Here is a 14,243-nt window from a genome sequence, read left to right on the forward strand (position 1 = left end):
TCAGCGATCCTCGGGGGTGCGGGAAATGCGCGGCGTCACGGCGTGGTCATCCTCGAGCGGCAGACGCGAAGCGGCCTCGAGTTCCTGCCGCCGCGACGGCAGGAAGGTGCGCACCGTGATGGCGATGAACACACCGAGAAAGAGCACCAGCGCGACTTCGGTGTAGGCCGAGAGCTGGGCGTAGGACATGATGTCGGAGAGCTTCATCAGTGCGATCCTCCTGCCGTGCCGGTACCCGTGCCGGCGCCCGTGCCGCCCCCCGGCGTTTGTGCCGTGCGGTTGACCTGGATGTCACGGCCGAGTCGCTGCATGTAGGCCACCATGGCGATCATCTGCTTGTCCTCGAGGCCGGACGGGCCACCCTGCTCCACGATGGCAGCGGCAATGCGACGTGCCTGCTCGCGCGCCATGTCGGCCGCCTTGTTGACGGCGTCGCCATACGGCACACCCACCATGGCCATGGCATCCACGCGGGCCTGAATGCCCTCGAAATCCAGCGGCTTGGTGCTGAAGTGCGCGTAGGCCGGCATGATGGAGTTGGCCGTGACCGCCCGCGGATTCTCGAAGTGCCGCACGTGCCAGAGATCCGGATACTTGCCGCCCTCTCGCGCGAGGTCAGGGCCGATGCGACGCGAGCCCCAGAGGAAGGGATGCTCGTACACACTTTCGCCCGGCTTGCTGTACTCGCCAAAGCGTTCGGTTTCGTAGCGGAACGGCCTGATCATCTGCGAGTGGCAGTTGAAGCAGCCCTCGGCGATGTAGAGATCGCGGCCTGCCAGCTCCAGCGGCGTGTACGGTTTGACGCTGGCAATGGTCGGCACGTTCGACTTGATGAGGAACGTGGGCAGGATCTCGAACAGCGAGGCGACGATGACCGCGACGGTGGTCAGCACCGTGAAGAGCACCGGCGCGCGCTCCCACGCGCGATGCCACTGCACCTGATTGAAGCGGCCCCAAAGCGTTGCGGCCGGTACCACCGGATGTTCCTCGACATACTTCGGCGCGAGCGGCGCAGCCTCCACCACCGGCACTTCGTAGCGCGCCGGGCGACGCTGCCAGGTCTTCACGATGTTCCACGCGAAGATGAACATGCCCACGATGTACATGGACCCGCCCACCACACGCATCCAGTACATGGGCATCAGCTTGAGCACCGTCTCCACGAAGTCGGGATAGGCCAGTCGTCCCGTTTCGTCGAACGCGCGCCACATGAGACCCTGCGTGACACCGGCGCTGTAGATGGCCACGACGTAGAGCACGATGCCCACCGAGGCGATCCAGAAGTGCAGCTCCATGGCGCGCTTGCTGTAGATCTCCGTCTGGAAGAGACGCGGCAGCAGCCAATACACCATGCCGAAGGTCATGAAGCCGTTCCAGCCCAGCGCACCCGTGTGTACGTGCGCGATGATCCAGTCGGTGTAGTGCGCCAGCGCGTTGACACTCTTGATGGAGAGCATCGGGCCTTCGAAGGTGGACATGCCGTAGGCTGTCACGGCCACCACGAAGAACTTGAGAATCGGATCCTGCGCCACCTTGTGCCAGGCGCCGCGCAGCGTGAGCAGGCCGTTGATCATGCCGCCCCAGCTTGGCGCCCAGAGCATGACGCTAAACAGCATGCCCACCGTGCTCGCCCACTCGGGCAGCGCGGTGTAGTGCAGGTGATGCGGACCGGCCCAGATGTACATGAACACCAGCGACCAGAAGTGCAGGATGGACAGCTTGTAGCTGAACACCGGCCCCTCAGCGGCCTTGGGCATGAAGTAGTACATCAGCCCGAGGAACGGCGTGGTGAGAAAGAACGCCACGGCGTTGTGCCCGTACCACCACTGCATGAAGGCGTCCTGCACACCCGCATAGATGCTGTAGCTCTTGAACAACCCGGCGGGCACCGAGAGGTTGTTGAAGATGTGCAACAGCGCCACGGTCACGATGGACGCGATGTAGAACCAGATGGCCACGTAGATGTGGCGTTCCCGGCGCTTGATCAGCGTCATGAAGAAATTGACCGCGAAGGCCACCCAGACCACCGCAATGGCGATATCGATGGGCCATTCGAGCTCGGCATACTCCTTGGCCTGCGTGAAGCCAAGCGGCAATGTGAGTGCGGCGGCCACGATGATGGCCTGCCAGCCCCAGAAATGAAAACTGCTCAGGCCATCCGACCACATGCGGGCCTTGAGCAATCGTTGCGTGGAGTAGTACGCGCCGGTGAAGAAGGCATTGCCGGCAAAGGCGAAAATCACCGCGTTCGTGTGCAGCGGTCGCAAACGACCGAAGGACAGATACTCGGTGCTGAAATTGAAGATCGGGTTCGCCAGTTGCAGCGCGATGAGCAAACCCGCGAGCATGCCCACGATGCCCCAGATGAGCGTCGCGAACAGGAACTTGCGGACGACCGCGTCGTCGTACGAAAACCGATCGAGTGCGATACCGGACACCCGGTGCGCCGGAGGAACTGCAGCGGCGCTCGTGGCGGAGGACATCGAGGACCCTCGTGGAGTTGGGATTTGGTGGCAGTGGGGGGGAGTCTAGGTCAATGCAATGACTGGCTCCGTCAGGCCCCTGACTGATTTACGTCGGGGAAAACCCGATGGCTACATGGGATTGGAAAACTCACGCAACAAACACGGCGCGAACCCGCCTAAGCGGATCCGCGCCGTTTCACTGCGTCCTGACGTGCTGGTACGACGATTGCGGACTGAGTTTGTCGGACTTGTCGGTCAGGCTGCCCGCAATGTGTGGTGCACCCGACCACCAGATGAAGCTCCATCCACCTCGAACCGCCCGCTCTGCTCGCGCAGGGTCTGCGCCTGTGCCGTCAGTTCCTGCGCGGCACTCGCTGACTCCTCGGCACTGGCCGCCGCCTGCTGGACGGCCCCATTCAGCGCCACAATGGCGTCGCGCATCTGATGCATGCCCTGCTGCTGCGATACCGTCGCCTGATCGATCTGCGTCATCACGCCCTGTACCATGGCGATGCGGCCGCGCACGTCCTGCCACTGCTGCCCAACGTCCGAAGAGATCTGCACGCCGCCCTCTACCCGCTGCACGGCCTGTTCAATCAGCGACGACGTCGTGCGTGCCGCCTCGGCGCAGCGCATGGCCAGCGCACGCACCTCGTCGGCCACCACCGCGAAGCCGCGGCCCGCGTCGCCGGCTCGCGCTGCTTCTACTGACGCATTGAGCGCGAGGAGGTTGGTCTGGAAGGCGATCTCGTCGATGGTGCGCACAATGCGCGCCGTTTCGTTGGCAGCCTGACGGGTGGCCTGCATGGCTTCATCGAGGCGCTGCATGTGCGTGACACCGCGCTCCACCGCCTGCACCGCATCGGCTGATGCCGTGCGAGCCGAGCTCACCGCCTGGACGGTGTCGCCGCCCAACTGCGCCATGCTCTCAACGTTGGCGCTGATCTGCTCGAGTGCCGCGGCCTGACGGCTGGTGAGCTGAGCCAGCGTCTCCGAGCCATGCGCCACGTCGCCGGCTGCGGCATCGATTTGCGCCGAAGCCACACGGAATTCAGCCAACGCTTCGCGCATGGCACAGAGGGCTTCGTCGAGGCCGGCTGCCGTGTCGGCGTATTCACGGGCCACGCCGCTTCCCACGCTCTGCGTGAGGTCGCCCTGACGCATGGCGGCAATGACCGGCGTGAGGGCCGTGAGGAACTGCGTGGTGGCTTCCTGCGCCGCCTCGTTGCGCACGCGCAAGGCCTCCACGGCACGCGCGCTCTCCACCAGGCGATCGGACACCCCGCGGAACACGCCGTGCAAGCGGTCCTGGTTCTCCACGTGCATGACCCGACGGGCGGTCAACGCACAGCCCAGTTCCACCGCATGCGCGTCGAGCGTCTCGACGGCCGCGATCACCGTGCGCACGGCAGCGGCCACGCCATCGCCAGTGGGCACCACATCCAGACGTCCGTCACCGACGGCTTCCAGCGACTCGAACACCGCCTGCGTGCTGCGCGCTTCGGCTTCGAGACTGCGGGCCAGAAACACGAGGACGCCGGTCTCGAACACCACAAACAAGGCGTGCACCACAACGATGGCATGACCACCCGTGGTGTGATTGAGCAGATACACCGGCCAGCCAGCCACCTGCATGAAGTGAAACGCCACGTGATGCACCGCCACAAACGCTGCGGCCGCCACGGGCACACGCCAATCGCGATAGGCCAACAGGAAGGCCAGCGAGGCAAAGATGTGGAAGTGCAACTCGATCATGCCATGCGCCAGATGAATGAACAGCGCGGAGTACGACATGAACGCGAGTCCAACGAGAAACCGCGTGAGGGCACCGCCGGCGTGTTGCCGGGTGAGCCAGAATGCGCCGAGCGAAAGGGGCAGGCCCACGGCGACGGCGCTCGTCCAGAGGCCGTGCAGGGACGCGATATACAGTGCGACTGGAAAGTGGGCCAGCAGCACGAATCCAAGCAGGCGATCGGCTTCGATCCGGCTGCGTCGCAGGAAAGGCGAGTGAGAGGTCATGCTACGGAGTGTCGTCTCGACCCACTGCCGGCTTGAGTGCCTATCTCGTTGTTTTACAATCATTTCCCATGTGTACGGCAGACTTATTTTCCACACAACGCCCCCCTCTGCGTCAAGCGCTTGCTGGCACTATCTTTAGAAGATGACTGATCACTCTGCATTCGAAGCGGGACGCTCACGTCGCGACTTCCTGCGTGGCGCGGCGCTGGCGCTACTGGGTGGCGCAGGCGCGGCCGCCGTGGCTCGGCAGTTGACGGCGCAGACCGCCCAACCGCCGGTCCGAAACATGGTGGTGTACAAGGATCCCAACTGCGGCTGCTGCTCGCAGTGGATCGACCACGTACGCAAGGCGGGGTTCACGGTGGACGTAAAGGACACCAGTGACATGGACAGCATGAAGTCGGCCATCGGGCTGCCGGCGGCGCTGGCCTCGTGTCACACCGCCAAGGTGGGCCCGTACATCGTGGAAGGCCACGTGCCGGCCGATCTCATTGTGAAGCTGCTGCGTGAGAAGCCGGCAGCGCGTGGTCTGGCCGTACCCGGCATGCCGGTGGGTTCACCTGGCATGGAGATGGGCAACCGCAAGGACCCGTACGACGTCTTGCTGTTTGACGCGAAGGGCAAGACCACGGTGTACGCCAAGCGGTGAGCACGCCGGTGAGCGCGTTGTCGGGCGTGGTGGACCGCGAAGAGGACGTGCCTTCCCGAACTCCGCCGGCCTTTCGGGTTGGCGAAGTCACGGTTCACCACGCGGAAGAACGGGACATCCCGTCCATTGTCGCACTCAACAATCTCTTCGCGCCCGACGGCCTGACGCTCACCCGCAGCCCGGATTTCGTCACGCAGCACCTGCAGGATTACCAGGTGGTGCGTGACGAGACTGGCCGCATTCTCGGCCAGGTGGCGCTCGACGAGTACTCGCCCTCGCTGGTGGAACTGGTGTCGCTGGCCGTGGCCCCCGACCAGCAGAGCCGGGGGCTGGGGCAGGTGCTCATTACCGCCGCCGAGCATCTCGCACGCGAGCGTGGTCACGAGGAGCTGTTTGCGATCTCACTGGCGGAGGCGCTGTTTCTGCGCATGGGCTACACGCTCACCAGCATCGAGATCTATCCCGAGAAGATCGCGCGCTACCGCTCCATCTCGCGCTCCGAGCTCTCGATCGGTCGCAAGTTCTGCTTCACCAAGCGGCTGCGTCCGTAAGCGTGGCGGCGGGCGCCTCGATCGGCGCAGCACGAATGGCGTCCAACCCCACCACCTGCACGATGGCGGCGCGCGTCTGGCGGGCCAGCCGTTGACGGGCCTGCCGTCTGGCTGTGCGTGAGTCCACGACCGTGGCGGACATGGTCGGCAGCGCGGTGATGTCCACCCGCGCGTCCCGCAGGCGCACCAGACGGGTCAGACTGCCGAGCAGCGTTTCGCGTCCCGTCCACGACAGGACCCGCGCGTTGCCACGCGCCGATGCCGTGAGTGCCAGCGCTTGTACCGGCACGCCCGGCCAGACGGCGGCATCATAGAGTGCGCTGCGAAACGGCAGTACCGCGCGGCCATCGGTGGTGGTGCCTTCCGGGAAGAGCAGTACGCGCTGCCCCGCCGCCAGTCGCTCGCGCAGCAGCGGCAGACTGCGCAGCAAATCCCGTTTGCGGGTGCGGTCAATCCAGATCACGCCAATGGCCTCCGCACACCACCCCACCACGGGCCAGCGTCGCACTTCCCGCTTGGCCACGAAGCTGCAGTCGGTCGAGGCAAGCACCGCCACGATGTCGAGCCAACTGAAGTGGTTGGCTACGAGTAACGCGCCGCCGCTGGCAGGCTCGGCGCCCTGCCACTGCACCCGAATGCGCAGCACGCGCAGCACGAATCGACAGAGGGCGCGTACCCCACGCAGGGCCAACGGGTGCGGCAGCGCCGCGGCATCACCGGTGTGTTTGACGACAGGCATGGGACCTCAGCCGAAGAAGTGGCGGGCCGTGCGCGGATCAAGCTGTTCCTTGTCGAGCCAGACGACGTAGTCGGTGGTGCCAAAGGCATGATCAACGGCTGGTGGACTGCAGACCTTGGCGCCGAGACTGAGATAGCCGTCGAAGAGCGGTGGCAGGGCGCAGCGTGCGGCGTCAGCTGAAGGTCGGGTGCGTCCATCGTCGGGGAGGGCGCGCGCCTCGGGACGTGGCCGCACGCGCACCTGCTCATCAAAGGCCTCCCGCGCGTGCAGGGTCGCCCAGCTTTCCTCCGCCACACGGCGGTCGGTGCCAGGCAGCGAGCAGCAGCCAAAGAGGTGTCGCTTGTCGTTCCAGGTGAGATAGCGGGCAAGTCCCTGCCAGAGCAGGCGCAGGACCCGGCCATTGCGATGCGCCGCTGCCACCGCCGCTCGCCCCACTTCGACGGCCTCCGACAGCAGGCTCGCCGGTACTGCTCCGAGTTCAAAGAGCGTCGCACTGTAGAAGCCATGACGCGTGGCGGCCATGACTGCCGTCTGCAGACGATAGGTGCCCACCACCGCGCCACTGCTGCGCTCGACAATCATGAGGTGATGGAACCACGGGTCGCGCGGATCACAGTCGAGCCGCGCCGCGGTCATGTCGACGGCCTTGGTGAACACGTCGGCGCGCAAGCGTTGGACGGTCAGCAGGTCCGCGCGCGACCAGGCAAAGCGCAGCGTGTAGGCACCAACGTCAACCGTGCCGGGTGGGATGAGGTCGGCGTGGTGCGGAAAGACATCGCCATCGAGCGGGGAGGGCGCATGCACGGGCGTATGCGCGGGCACATGCCTGGTCTCGAGGACACGGGCGGGGTCGGCCATGACACCTCCGGAGCTAAGGACCGTCAACGAACCATCTGATGGCACTCGTCCGGGCGGAGTCGCTTGGACATACGAAGATCCGGGGAGTCAGTGACGTCCGACCACATGACGGGCAACAGCCATGTCACCCTCCCGCATCAACTGCCACCATGGCGGCTCTGGCCTCCGGCCCGTCGGCGGGCGAAGTTGGATGGATGTCCCCACCGTTTGTCGACCCCGCCCTGCCCAAGCGCATTGATCGCTGGCGCAGTCCGGCGCTGGGTTTCGAGATGCCCATCGTCAGCTACGGTTGGCGCGGCCAGCCCGTGCTGCTGTTTCCCACGGCGGCCGCCGACTTTCTGGAGAACGAGCGCTTCTGGCTGGTGAAGGCCATCGAGCCGCTCCTGCAGCAGGGCCGCATTCGTGTGTTCTCCATCGACAGCATCAATCGCATTGCGTGGATGGATCGCGGGCTGCCGGTGCGCGAGAGTGCGCGGCGGCAGGCGCTGTACTCGCGCTACATCGAAGACGAAGTGGTGCCCTTCATCCGCCACGTATGCGGAGATGGTGGGGCACGTGCCATCACCACGGGTGCCAGCTTCGGCTGTTTTCATGCGGCCAACGCCTTCTTCCGACGCCCCGACCTGTTCGGCGGCACCATCGGCATGAGCGGCTTCTTCGATCTGTCGCACAGCTATCTGCACGGCTACTCGGACGACAACTGCTACTTCAACAATCCCATGTGGTATGTGGCCAATATCGAGGGGCATACCCTCGACCTGCTGCGTCATCACTCACGCATTGTGCTGGTGAGTGGGCAGGGTGCGTACGAGCGGCCGGAGTACACGCGGGAGTTTCATGAGTTGCTCGACCGGAAGGGCATCGGACACCGCTTCGAGTTGTGGGGGCATGACGTGAACCACGACTGGCCGTGGTGGCGGAAAATGCTTCCCTTTTATCTCAACGAAATAGGGGCGTAAGGTGGGGGGTGTAAGGTGAACAGCGGGAAGGGAGACCAACCAACAAACTGCGTAAGGTGAGGGGCGTAAGGTGAACAGCGGGAAGGGAGATGACTGCGGTCGGGGTCGGGGTCGGGGTCGGGCCGGCACGGTGGCAGGTCTTGCCATGTGCAGTGCGCTGCTGCTCGCGCTGATGCCCTCAGGCGCCGAGGCGCAGGGCGGTACGGGTCAGCGCTTCCGCGACTCCTCGCTCACGGCGCGCGTGGCGCACGTGCGTCGGCTGCTGCGCAGCACGCCGCTCGTCGATGGGCACAACGACCTGCCCTGGGCCATGCGCGAGGAGAAAGAGCGTCCGCTCGATGTGGTGGCCTACGATCTGCGCCGAACCACCAAGGGCATGACCGACATCGCGCGGCTCAGACGCGGCGGTGTGGGTGGGCAGTTCTGGTCGGTGTACGTGCCCGGCGAGATTCGCGACAGCGGCTATGCACGCGTGCAGCTCGAGCAGATCGACATCGCGCGCCGCACCATCGCGCGTTACCCAGACGTCTTCACGCCGGCCACCACGGCGGCCGAGGTGCGCAAGGCGTTTGCTGCCGGCCGCATTGGTTCGCTGCTGGGCATGGAAGGCGGGCACGCCATCGAGAACTCGCTGGGCGCGCTGCGCGCCTACCACGCACTCGGTGTGCGCTACATGACACTCACGCACAACGTCACGCTCGACTGGGCTGATGCCGCCGCCGATGCGGCGCGGCACGGTGGCCTCACCGAGTTCGGCAAGGAAGTCGTGCGCGAGATGAACCGTCTCGGCATGCTCGTCGATCTCTCGCATGTCTCGCCGGGCACCATGAGTGATGCGCTCGATGTCACCGAAGCGCCGGTCATCTTCTCGCACTCCAACGCTCGCGCCCGTACCGACGTCCCGCGGAATGTCCCCGACTCCATTCTCGCGCGGCTGCCGAAGAACGGCGGCGTAGTCATGGTGACCTTCGTGCCCGGTTTCGTGTCGCAGGCCGTGGCCGACTATGGCGCGCAGCTGGGACGGGTGCGCGATTCCGTGGCCCGGGCCGCGCCAGGGGACAACGACGCGCAGTTTCGCGCCGTGGCCGCGTGGCGCGCGTCTCATCCCAGTCCTGTTGCCACCATCGCCGACGTGGCGGATCATCTCGACCACATCAAACAGGTGGCCGGCGCCGCGCACGTGGGCCTCGGCGGAGACTTCGATGGCATCACCGAGACCGTCAAAGGTCTCGAAGACGTGTCCAAGTATCCCGACCTGCTCGCCGAGCTCGTGAAGCGCGGATGGACCGACGCTGAGCTGCGCGGTCTGCTTGGCGAGAATGTGCTGCGTGTGCTCACCCGTGCCGAAGCGGTGGCTACGCGACTGCAGAAGTCGCGTCCTGCCTCCACCCGCACCATCCAACAGCTCGACCGGAGAATCACCCCGTGACGCTCGATCGCCGTACGTTCCTCAAGACTTCTGCCGTCGTTGGCGGCGGACTCTCGCTCGGTCTCCCGGCGCTGGCCAATGCCTTTGGCAGCGATGGCGTTCGCGTTGCGGCCTATCGTCCCGAAACCGGCAGCGCGCAGCCCAAGCCGCAGCGCATTCTCATCCTCGGTGGCACGGGATTCATCGGGCCGTATCAGGTGCAGTACGCCCTCGATCGCAAGCACCAGGTTACGCTGTTCAACCGCGGCCAGACCAACTCGAATCTCTTCCCCGGCGTGCCGCGTCTCGTGGGTGATCGCAACGCGCCCGATGGTCATGCCGCACTCAAGTCGGGCACCTGGGACGTGGTCATCGACAACCCCACCACCAACCCCAAGTGGGTGCGCGGCGCCGGCGAAGCGCTCAAGGGTCGCGTGGGGCAGTACATCTTCGTCTCCACCATCTCGGTCTTCAGCGACTACTCGAAGCCGGGCATGGACGAGAACGGCCCACTCCACGAGCCCACCGACATCAACAAGGAATTCGATCGCAACGCGCAGTTCTACGGACCGAACAAGGTGCGCAGCGAGATGGAAGCGGTGGCGCAGTTCGGCAAGGACAAGGTCACCATCGTGCGCCCCGGGCTCATCGTGGGCCCCGGTGACCTCAGCGATCGCTTCTCCTACTGGCCCGTACGCATCGACAAGGGCGGCGAGATTCTCGCGCCCGGCACACCCAACGATCCGGTGCAGTACATCGATGCGCACGACCTGAGCGAGTGGATTGTCCGCCTCGGCGAGACGCGCACCACGGGTACCTTCAACGCCACGGGCCCCAAGTCGCCCACGACGATCGCTGAGATGTTGTACGGCATCAAGGCGGTGACGTCGAGCGATGCAAAGTTCACGTGGGTGCCCGCCGATTTCCTGGCGCAGCACCAGGTGCGTGCGTGGAGCGAGATGCCGGTGTGGCAGCCGGGGCAGGGACGCACGGCGGGCTTCATGGCCATCGACTGTCGCAAGGCCTATGCGGCCGGACTTACCTGTCGTCCATTGGCGGACACGGCCAAGGCCACACTCGACTGGTACAAGACTCGTCCGGCTGCTGAACAGGAGCGCGCGCGCGCCGGCATCGCGCCCGAGAAGGAGAAGGCGGTCCTGGCCGCGTGGCACGCGAAGAACGGCTGACCTCAGCCTCTCATCACACGGCCGTCCCCTCCGGCTCACCTCAGCAGATCCCTCCCGTGGCCCTTCGCATTCTCATTCTCGGCGGTACCGGCTTCATTGGTCCGCATCAGGTGCAGTACGCCTTGTCGCGCGGCCATCAGGTCACGCTGTTCAATCGCGGTCGCACCAACCCCGGTCTCTTCAAGAACGTCGAAACGCTGATTGGTGACCGCAACGCGCCCAACGGTTATGCGGCGCTGAAGGGGCGCACCTGGGATGTGGTGATCGACAATCCCGTGCAGGTGCCGCGCTGGGTGCGTGAAGCTGGGGCGGTGCTCGCGCCCAACGTTGGCAAGTATGTGTTCGTGAGCACGCTGTCCACCTATGCCAATCGCGGCAAGATCGGCATCACGGAAGCAGACACCGCGTTGCTCAACGAACCCGCGGCGCCCGATGCCACCGAGCGTGATGCCAGTTACGGGGCGCGCAAGGTGCGCGGCGAGATGGATGCCGTGGCCACGTTCGGTGAAAGCAAAACCCTCATCGTACGGCCCGGCCTCATTGTCGGGCCGGGTGATCTCACCGATCGCTTCTCGTATTGGCCCATTCGTGTGGAGCAGGGCGGCGAGATGCTGGCGCCCGGCACCCCCGACGATCCCGTGGCCTTTGTCGATCAGCGCGACTTGACCGAGTTCATGGTGCGGCTCTGCGAACAGAACGCCACTGGCACCTACAACGTGGTGGGCCCTGCCTCGGGACTCACCATGGCCGGCATGCTCTACGGCTGCAAAGCGGTGACGACGGCCGATACGCGCTTCACCTGGGTGGACGCCGACTTTCTACTCGAACGCAAGCTGCGGCCCTATGCCGATCTGCCGGTGTGGATGCCGCCGCGTGGCAACAGTGCCGGCTGGGCACGCATGGATGTGAGCAAGGCGGTCAAGGCCGGTCTCACCTTCCGTCCGCTTGCAGAAACGGCTCGCGACACCCTCACCTACTATCACGCGCAAACGCCCGAGCGACAGGCGGCACTCAAGGCGGGTCTTGCACCCGACCGCGAGAAGGCCGTGCTGGCCGAGTGGAAGGCGCGCTCCTGATCGGATGACAGGCCACGCATGAAGATTCTCGTACTCGGCGGCACGGGCTACATCGGCCCGCATCTCGTCAATCACGCGCTCGAGCGTGGACATGAAGTCACGCTGTTCAATCGCGGACGCACGAGGCCTGGACTGTTTCCCAAGGCCGAGCAGCTGATCGGCGATCGCAACGCGCCCGGCGGACACGACGTGCTCAAGGGGCGGCAGTGGGACGTGGTGTACGACCTGCCGGCCACCAATCCCCAGTGGGTGCTGGGCGCGACGGCGGTGCTCAAGGGCAATGCAAAGCAGTACGTGTACGTGAGCAGTACGGCCGCGTACAAGGACTTCTCGCGATCCTTCCCAGACGAAACGCATCCCGCACAGGATCCGGCACCGCTTGATGGGCCCGATGCAGCGAGCGCGCCCTATGGCAACAAGAAGGTCCGCTGCGAGCAAATCGTCCAGGCGGCCTTTGGCAGTGGCGCGACCATCGTGCGACCCGGTCTGATTGTGGGCCCTGGTGATCTCACCGACCGTTTCACCTACTGGCCGGTGCGCATCGAGAAGGGCGGCGAGATTCTTGCGCCGGGCAAACCCGATGATCCGGCGCAGTGGATCGATGCTCGTGATCTCACCGAATGGATGGTGCGACTGGGTGAGTCGCGCACGGGCGGTGTGTTCAACGCCGTGGGACCACGGACGGTGTGCGGCATTGGGGAGTTGCTCTACGGCATCAAGGCCTGCTACGCCAACGACGCGCAGTTCACCTGGGTGCCGGAGGCTTTCCTTACCGCCAACAAGGTGCGGTCGTGGGCTGAGATGCCGGTGTGGAGTTTCACGGGAGCGAGCACGGTGGCCTTCAGTACGTCGGTTATCGAGAAGGCCAAGGCGGCGGGACTCACCTTCCGTCCGCTGGCCACCACCGTGCGCGATGCCATGACCTGGTATCACGCGCGTCCTGCGGCCGAGCAGGAGCGACTGCGCGCGGGCATCGCCCCTGAGCGTGAGAAGGAAGTGCTGGCCGCGTGGCATGCCTCCCGCCGCGGGGCGCCGTGACCGGTCAGGCTTCACCCGTATCACGTCTGCTCAATCGGCTTGGCAGCATCGAACCCGGCGAGGAGCGCGCCACCGCCCTCGCCGCAGGTTACTTCTTCTGCGCACTGGCCAGCTATTTCATTCTGCGTGCGGTGCGTGACGCGGCCGGTGTGGCTGCCGGCACCGGCCAGTTGCCCTGGCTGTTCACCGGCACACTGATCACGACGCTGATCATGAATCCGGTGTACGCGCGCATCGTGTCGCGTGTTCCGGTGCGTCGCTTCATCCCCATTGTGTATCGGCTGTTCATTGCGCTGCTGCTCACATTTGCGGCCATCATCAAGTACGGGCCGGCGTCGTGGGAGCCGTATCTCGGGCCGTCCTTCTGGATTCTCACGAGCATCTACAGCCTGTTCATCCCCTCGGTGTTCTGGGGGTTCATGGCCGACACGTTTCATCCGGAGCAATCCAAGCGGCTCTTCGGGTTCATCAGTGTCGGTGGCACACTCGGTGCGCTCGCGGGCGCCTTCCTCACCTCGCAACTGGCCGAGCGCGTGGGCACGCCGGTGCTCATGCTCATGAGCGTGGTGTTGCTGGAGTGCGCGGTGCAGGCATCGCGACGATTTCCCCCCAGCTTTCGCGCCGATACACGTGCACGCGATGACGCGGATGAGCCGGTGGGTGGTTCGTCGTTCGCGGGCATCACGCATGTGCTGCGTTCGCCCTATCTGCTGGGCATTTGTCTGTACATGCTGATGTTCACCATCGGCACCACGGTGCTGTACTTCCAGCAGGCGGAGATCGTGGGGGCGCGCTACGCTGACCGGGAGTCGCGGACCGCGTTTCTGGCCACCATCGATATGGCCGTGCAGACGCTCACCATTCTGGCGCAGCTCTTTGTCACGGGCCGCGTGATCAAGTGGATTGGGGTGGGGCTCACCCTGGCCATCATGCCGGTGCTGAGTCTTGTGGGTTTCACGGCGCTTGGTACCTGGGGCACGCTGGCGGTGTTCGTGCTGTTTCAGGTGACACGACGCGCTGGCGAATACGCGTTCGGCCGTCCGGCGCGCGAGGTGCTGTTCACCGTCGTCTCACCCGAAGACAAGTACAAGGCCAAGAACTTCATTGACCTGTTTGTCTATCGCGGTGGTGATCAGATCGGGGCCTGGACCTACGCGGGCCTTACTGCCGCGGGACTCGCGGTGAGCAGCATTTCGTTGCTGGCCGCGCCGCTCAGTGCGGTGTGGCTGGTGGTGGCTATCTGGCTTGGGCGCGAGCAGGCGAGGCGGCAGCAGCAGGACGGTCTCGCCTGAGA

The 14,243-nt window shown here is 65.1% G+C and carries 13 protein-coding genes; 8 read left to right on the forward strand and 5 right to left on the reverse strand.

The window, feature by feature from the left end; translation table 11 throughout:
* From B2747_RS04695 to B2747_RS04705, 3 genes are all read right to left on the reverse strand, one after another.
* A complete protein-coding gene (locus B2747_RS04695; protein ID WP_291157326.1) occupies window positions 1-207 on the reverse strand; it encodes a cbb3-type cytochrome oxidase subunit 3 in 207 nt (68 codons plus the stop codon).
* On the reverse strand, window positions 207-2,483 hold the full coding sequence (gene ccoN / locus B2747_RS04700) for a cytochrome-c oxidase, cbb3-type subunit I (protein ID WP_291157327.1): 2,277 nt from the start codon (window positions 2,481-2,483) through the stop codon (window positions 207-209). Before ccoN ends, B2747_RS04695 begins: the two co-directional genes overlap by 1 nt.
* Window positions 2,484-2,720: 237 nt before the next feature.
* On the reverse strand, window positions 2,721-4,484 hold the full coding sequence (locus B2747_RS04705; RefSeq protein ID WP_291157329.1) for a methyl-accepting chemotaxis protein: 1,764 nt from the start codon (window positions 4,482-4,484) through the stop codon (window positions 2,721-2,723).
* Window positions 4,485-4,626: 142 nt separating this feature from the next.
* Between B2747_RS04705 and B2747_RS04710 the strand changes: the two genes are divergently transcribed.
* Complete coding sequence (locus B2747_RS04710) at window positions 4,627-5,133, forward strand: DUF411 domain-containing protein (RefSeq protein WP_291157331.1); 507 nt, start codon at window positions 4,627-4,629, stop codon at window positions 5,131-5,133.
* 8 nt (window positions 5,134-5,141) lie between these two features.
* On the forward strand, window positions 5,142-5,684 hold the full coding sequence (locus tag B2747_RS04715) for a GNAT family N-acetyltransferase (RefSeq protein WP_291157332.1): 543 nt from the start codon (window positions 5,142-5,144) through the stop codon (window positions 5,682-5,684).
* On the opposite strand, the gene B2747_RS04720 is transcribed toward B2747_RS04715, so the two are convergent.
* Window positions 5,662-6,423 (reverse strand): lysophospholipid acyltransferase family protein, encoded by a 762-nt coding sequence (locus tag B2747_RS04720; RefSeq protein WP_291157334.1) that lies wholly within the window; start codon window positions 6,421-6,423, stop codon window positions 5,662-5,664. The genes B2747_RS04715 and B2747_RS04720 overlap by 23 nt on opposite strands.
* A gap of 6 nt (window positions 6,424-6,429) precedes the next feature.
* Entirely contained in the window at window positions 6,430-7,281 is an 852-nt protein-coding gene (locus B2747_RS04725; protein WP_291157336.1) for a GNAT family N-acetyltransferase, read from the reverse strand.
* A 194-nt stretch (window positions 7,282-7,475) separates the two neighbouring features.
* Between B2747_RS04725 and B2747_RS04730 the strand changes: the two genes are divergently transcribed.
* The 6 genes from B2747_RS04730 to B2747_RS04755 all read left to right on the forward strand — a co-directional run bounded on the left by B2747_RS04730 (window position 7,476) and on the right by B2747_RS04755 (window position 14,241).
* Window positions 7,476-8,240, forward strand: coding sequence for an esterase family protein (locus B2747_RS04730; protein WP_291157338.1), 765 nt, complete (start codon window positions 7,476-7,478; stop codon window positions 8,238-8,240).
* Window positions 8,241-8,385: 145 nt separating this feature from the next.
* A complete protein-coding gene (locus B2747_RS04735) occupies window positions 8,386-9,669 on the forward strand; it encodes a dipeptidase (protein WP_291157340.1) in 1,284 nt (427 codons plus the stop codon).
* Window positions 9,666-10,835 carry an NAD-dependent epimerase/dehydratase family protein gene (locus B2747_RS04740; protein WP_291157342.1) on the forward strand — a complete coding sequence of 390 codons (1,170 nt, stop codon included), beginning with the start codon at window positions 9,666-9,668 and terminating at the stop codon, window positions 10,833-10,835. The genes B2747_RS04735 and B2747_RS04740 overlap by 4 nt, the downstream gene beginning before the upstream one ends.
* A 56-nt stretch (window positions 10,836-10,891) precedes the next feature.
* A complete protein-coding gene (locus B2747_RS04745) occupies window positions 10,892-11,911 on the forward strand; it encodes an NAD-dependent epimerase/dehydratase family protein (protein WP_291157344.1) in 1,020 nt (339 codons plus the stop codon).
* A gap of 18 nt (window positions 11,912-11,929) precedes the next feature.
* The gene (locus B2747_RS04750; protein ID WP_291157345.1) at window positions 11,930-12,949 is read left to right on the forward strand and encodes an NAD-dependent epimerase/dehydratase family protein; all 1,020 of its coding nucleotides are present in this window, start codon (window positions 11,930-11,932) and stop codon (window positions 12,947-12,949) included.
* On the forward strand, window positions 12,946-14,241 hold the full coding sequence (locus B2747_RS04755) for an NTP/NDP exchange transporter (protein WP_291157347.1): 1,296 nt from the start codon (window positions 12,946-12,948) through the stop codon (window positions 14,239-14,241). Before B2747_RS04750 ends, B2747_RS04755 begins: the two co-directional genes overlap by 4 nt.
* Window positions 14,242-14,243 lie beyond the last annotated feature (2 nt).

Source organism: Gemmatimonas sp. UBA7669 (genome assembly GCF_002483225.1).
Taxonomy (GTDB): domain Bacteria; phylum Gemmatimonadota; class Gemmatimonadetes; order Gemmatimonadales; family Gemmatimonadaceae; genus Gemmatimonas.

What these genes read in the sequence shown, in the direction of transcription:
- B2747_RS04695 (WP_291157326.1), bottom strand. Translation starts at nt 207, where the DNA reads ATGAAGCTCTCCGACATCATGTCCTACGCCCAGCTCTCGGCCTACACC.
- ccoN (WP_291157327.1), bottom strand. Translation starts at nt 2,483, where the DNA reads ATGTCCTCCGCCACGAGCGCCGCTGCAGTTCCTCCGGCGCACCGGGTG.
- B2747_RS04705 (WP_291157329.1), bottom strand. Translation starts at nt 4,484, where the DNA reads ATGACCTCTCACTCGCCTTTCCTGCGACGCAGCCGGATCGAAGCCGAT.
- B2747_RS04710 (WP_291157331.1), top strand. Translation starts at nt 4,627, where the DNA reads ATGACTGATCACTCTGCATTCGAAGCGGGACGCTCACGTCGCGACTTC.
- B2747_RS04720 (WP_291157334.1), bottom strand. Translation starts at nt 6,423, where the DNA reads ATGCCTGTCGTCAAACACACCGGTGATGCCGCGGCGCTGCCGCACCCG.
- B2747_RS04725 (WP_291157336.1), bottom strand. Translation starts at nt 7,281, where the DNA reads ATGGCCGACCCCGCCCGTGTCCTCGAGACCAGGCATGTGCCCGCGCAT.
- B2747_RS04730 (WP_291157338.1), top strand. Translation starts at nt 7,476, where the DNA reads ATGTCCCCACCGTTTGTCGACCCCGCCCTGCCCAAGCGCATTGATCGC.
- B2747_RS04735 (WP_291157340.1), top strand. Translation starts at nt 8,386, where the DNA reads ATGTGCAGTGCGCTGCTGCTCGCGCTGATGCCCTCAGGCGCCGAGGCG.
- B2747_RS04750 (WP_291157345.1), top strand. Translation starts at nt 11,930, where the DNA reads ATGAAGATTCTCGTACTCGGCGGCACGGGCTACATCGGCCCGCATCTC.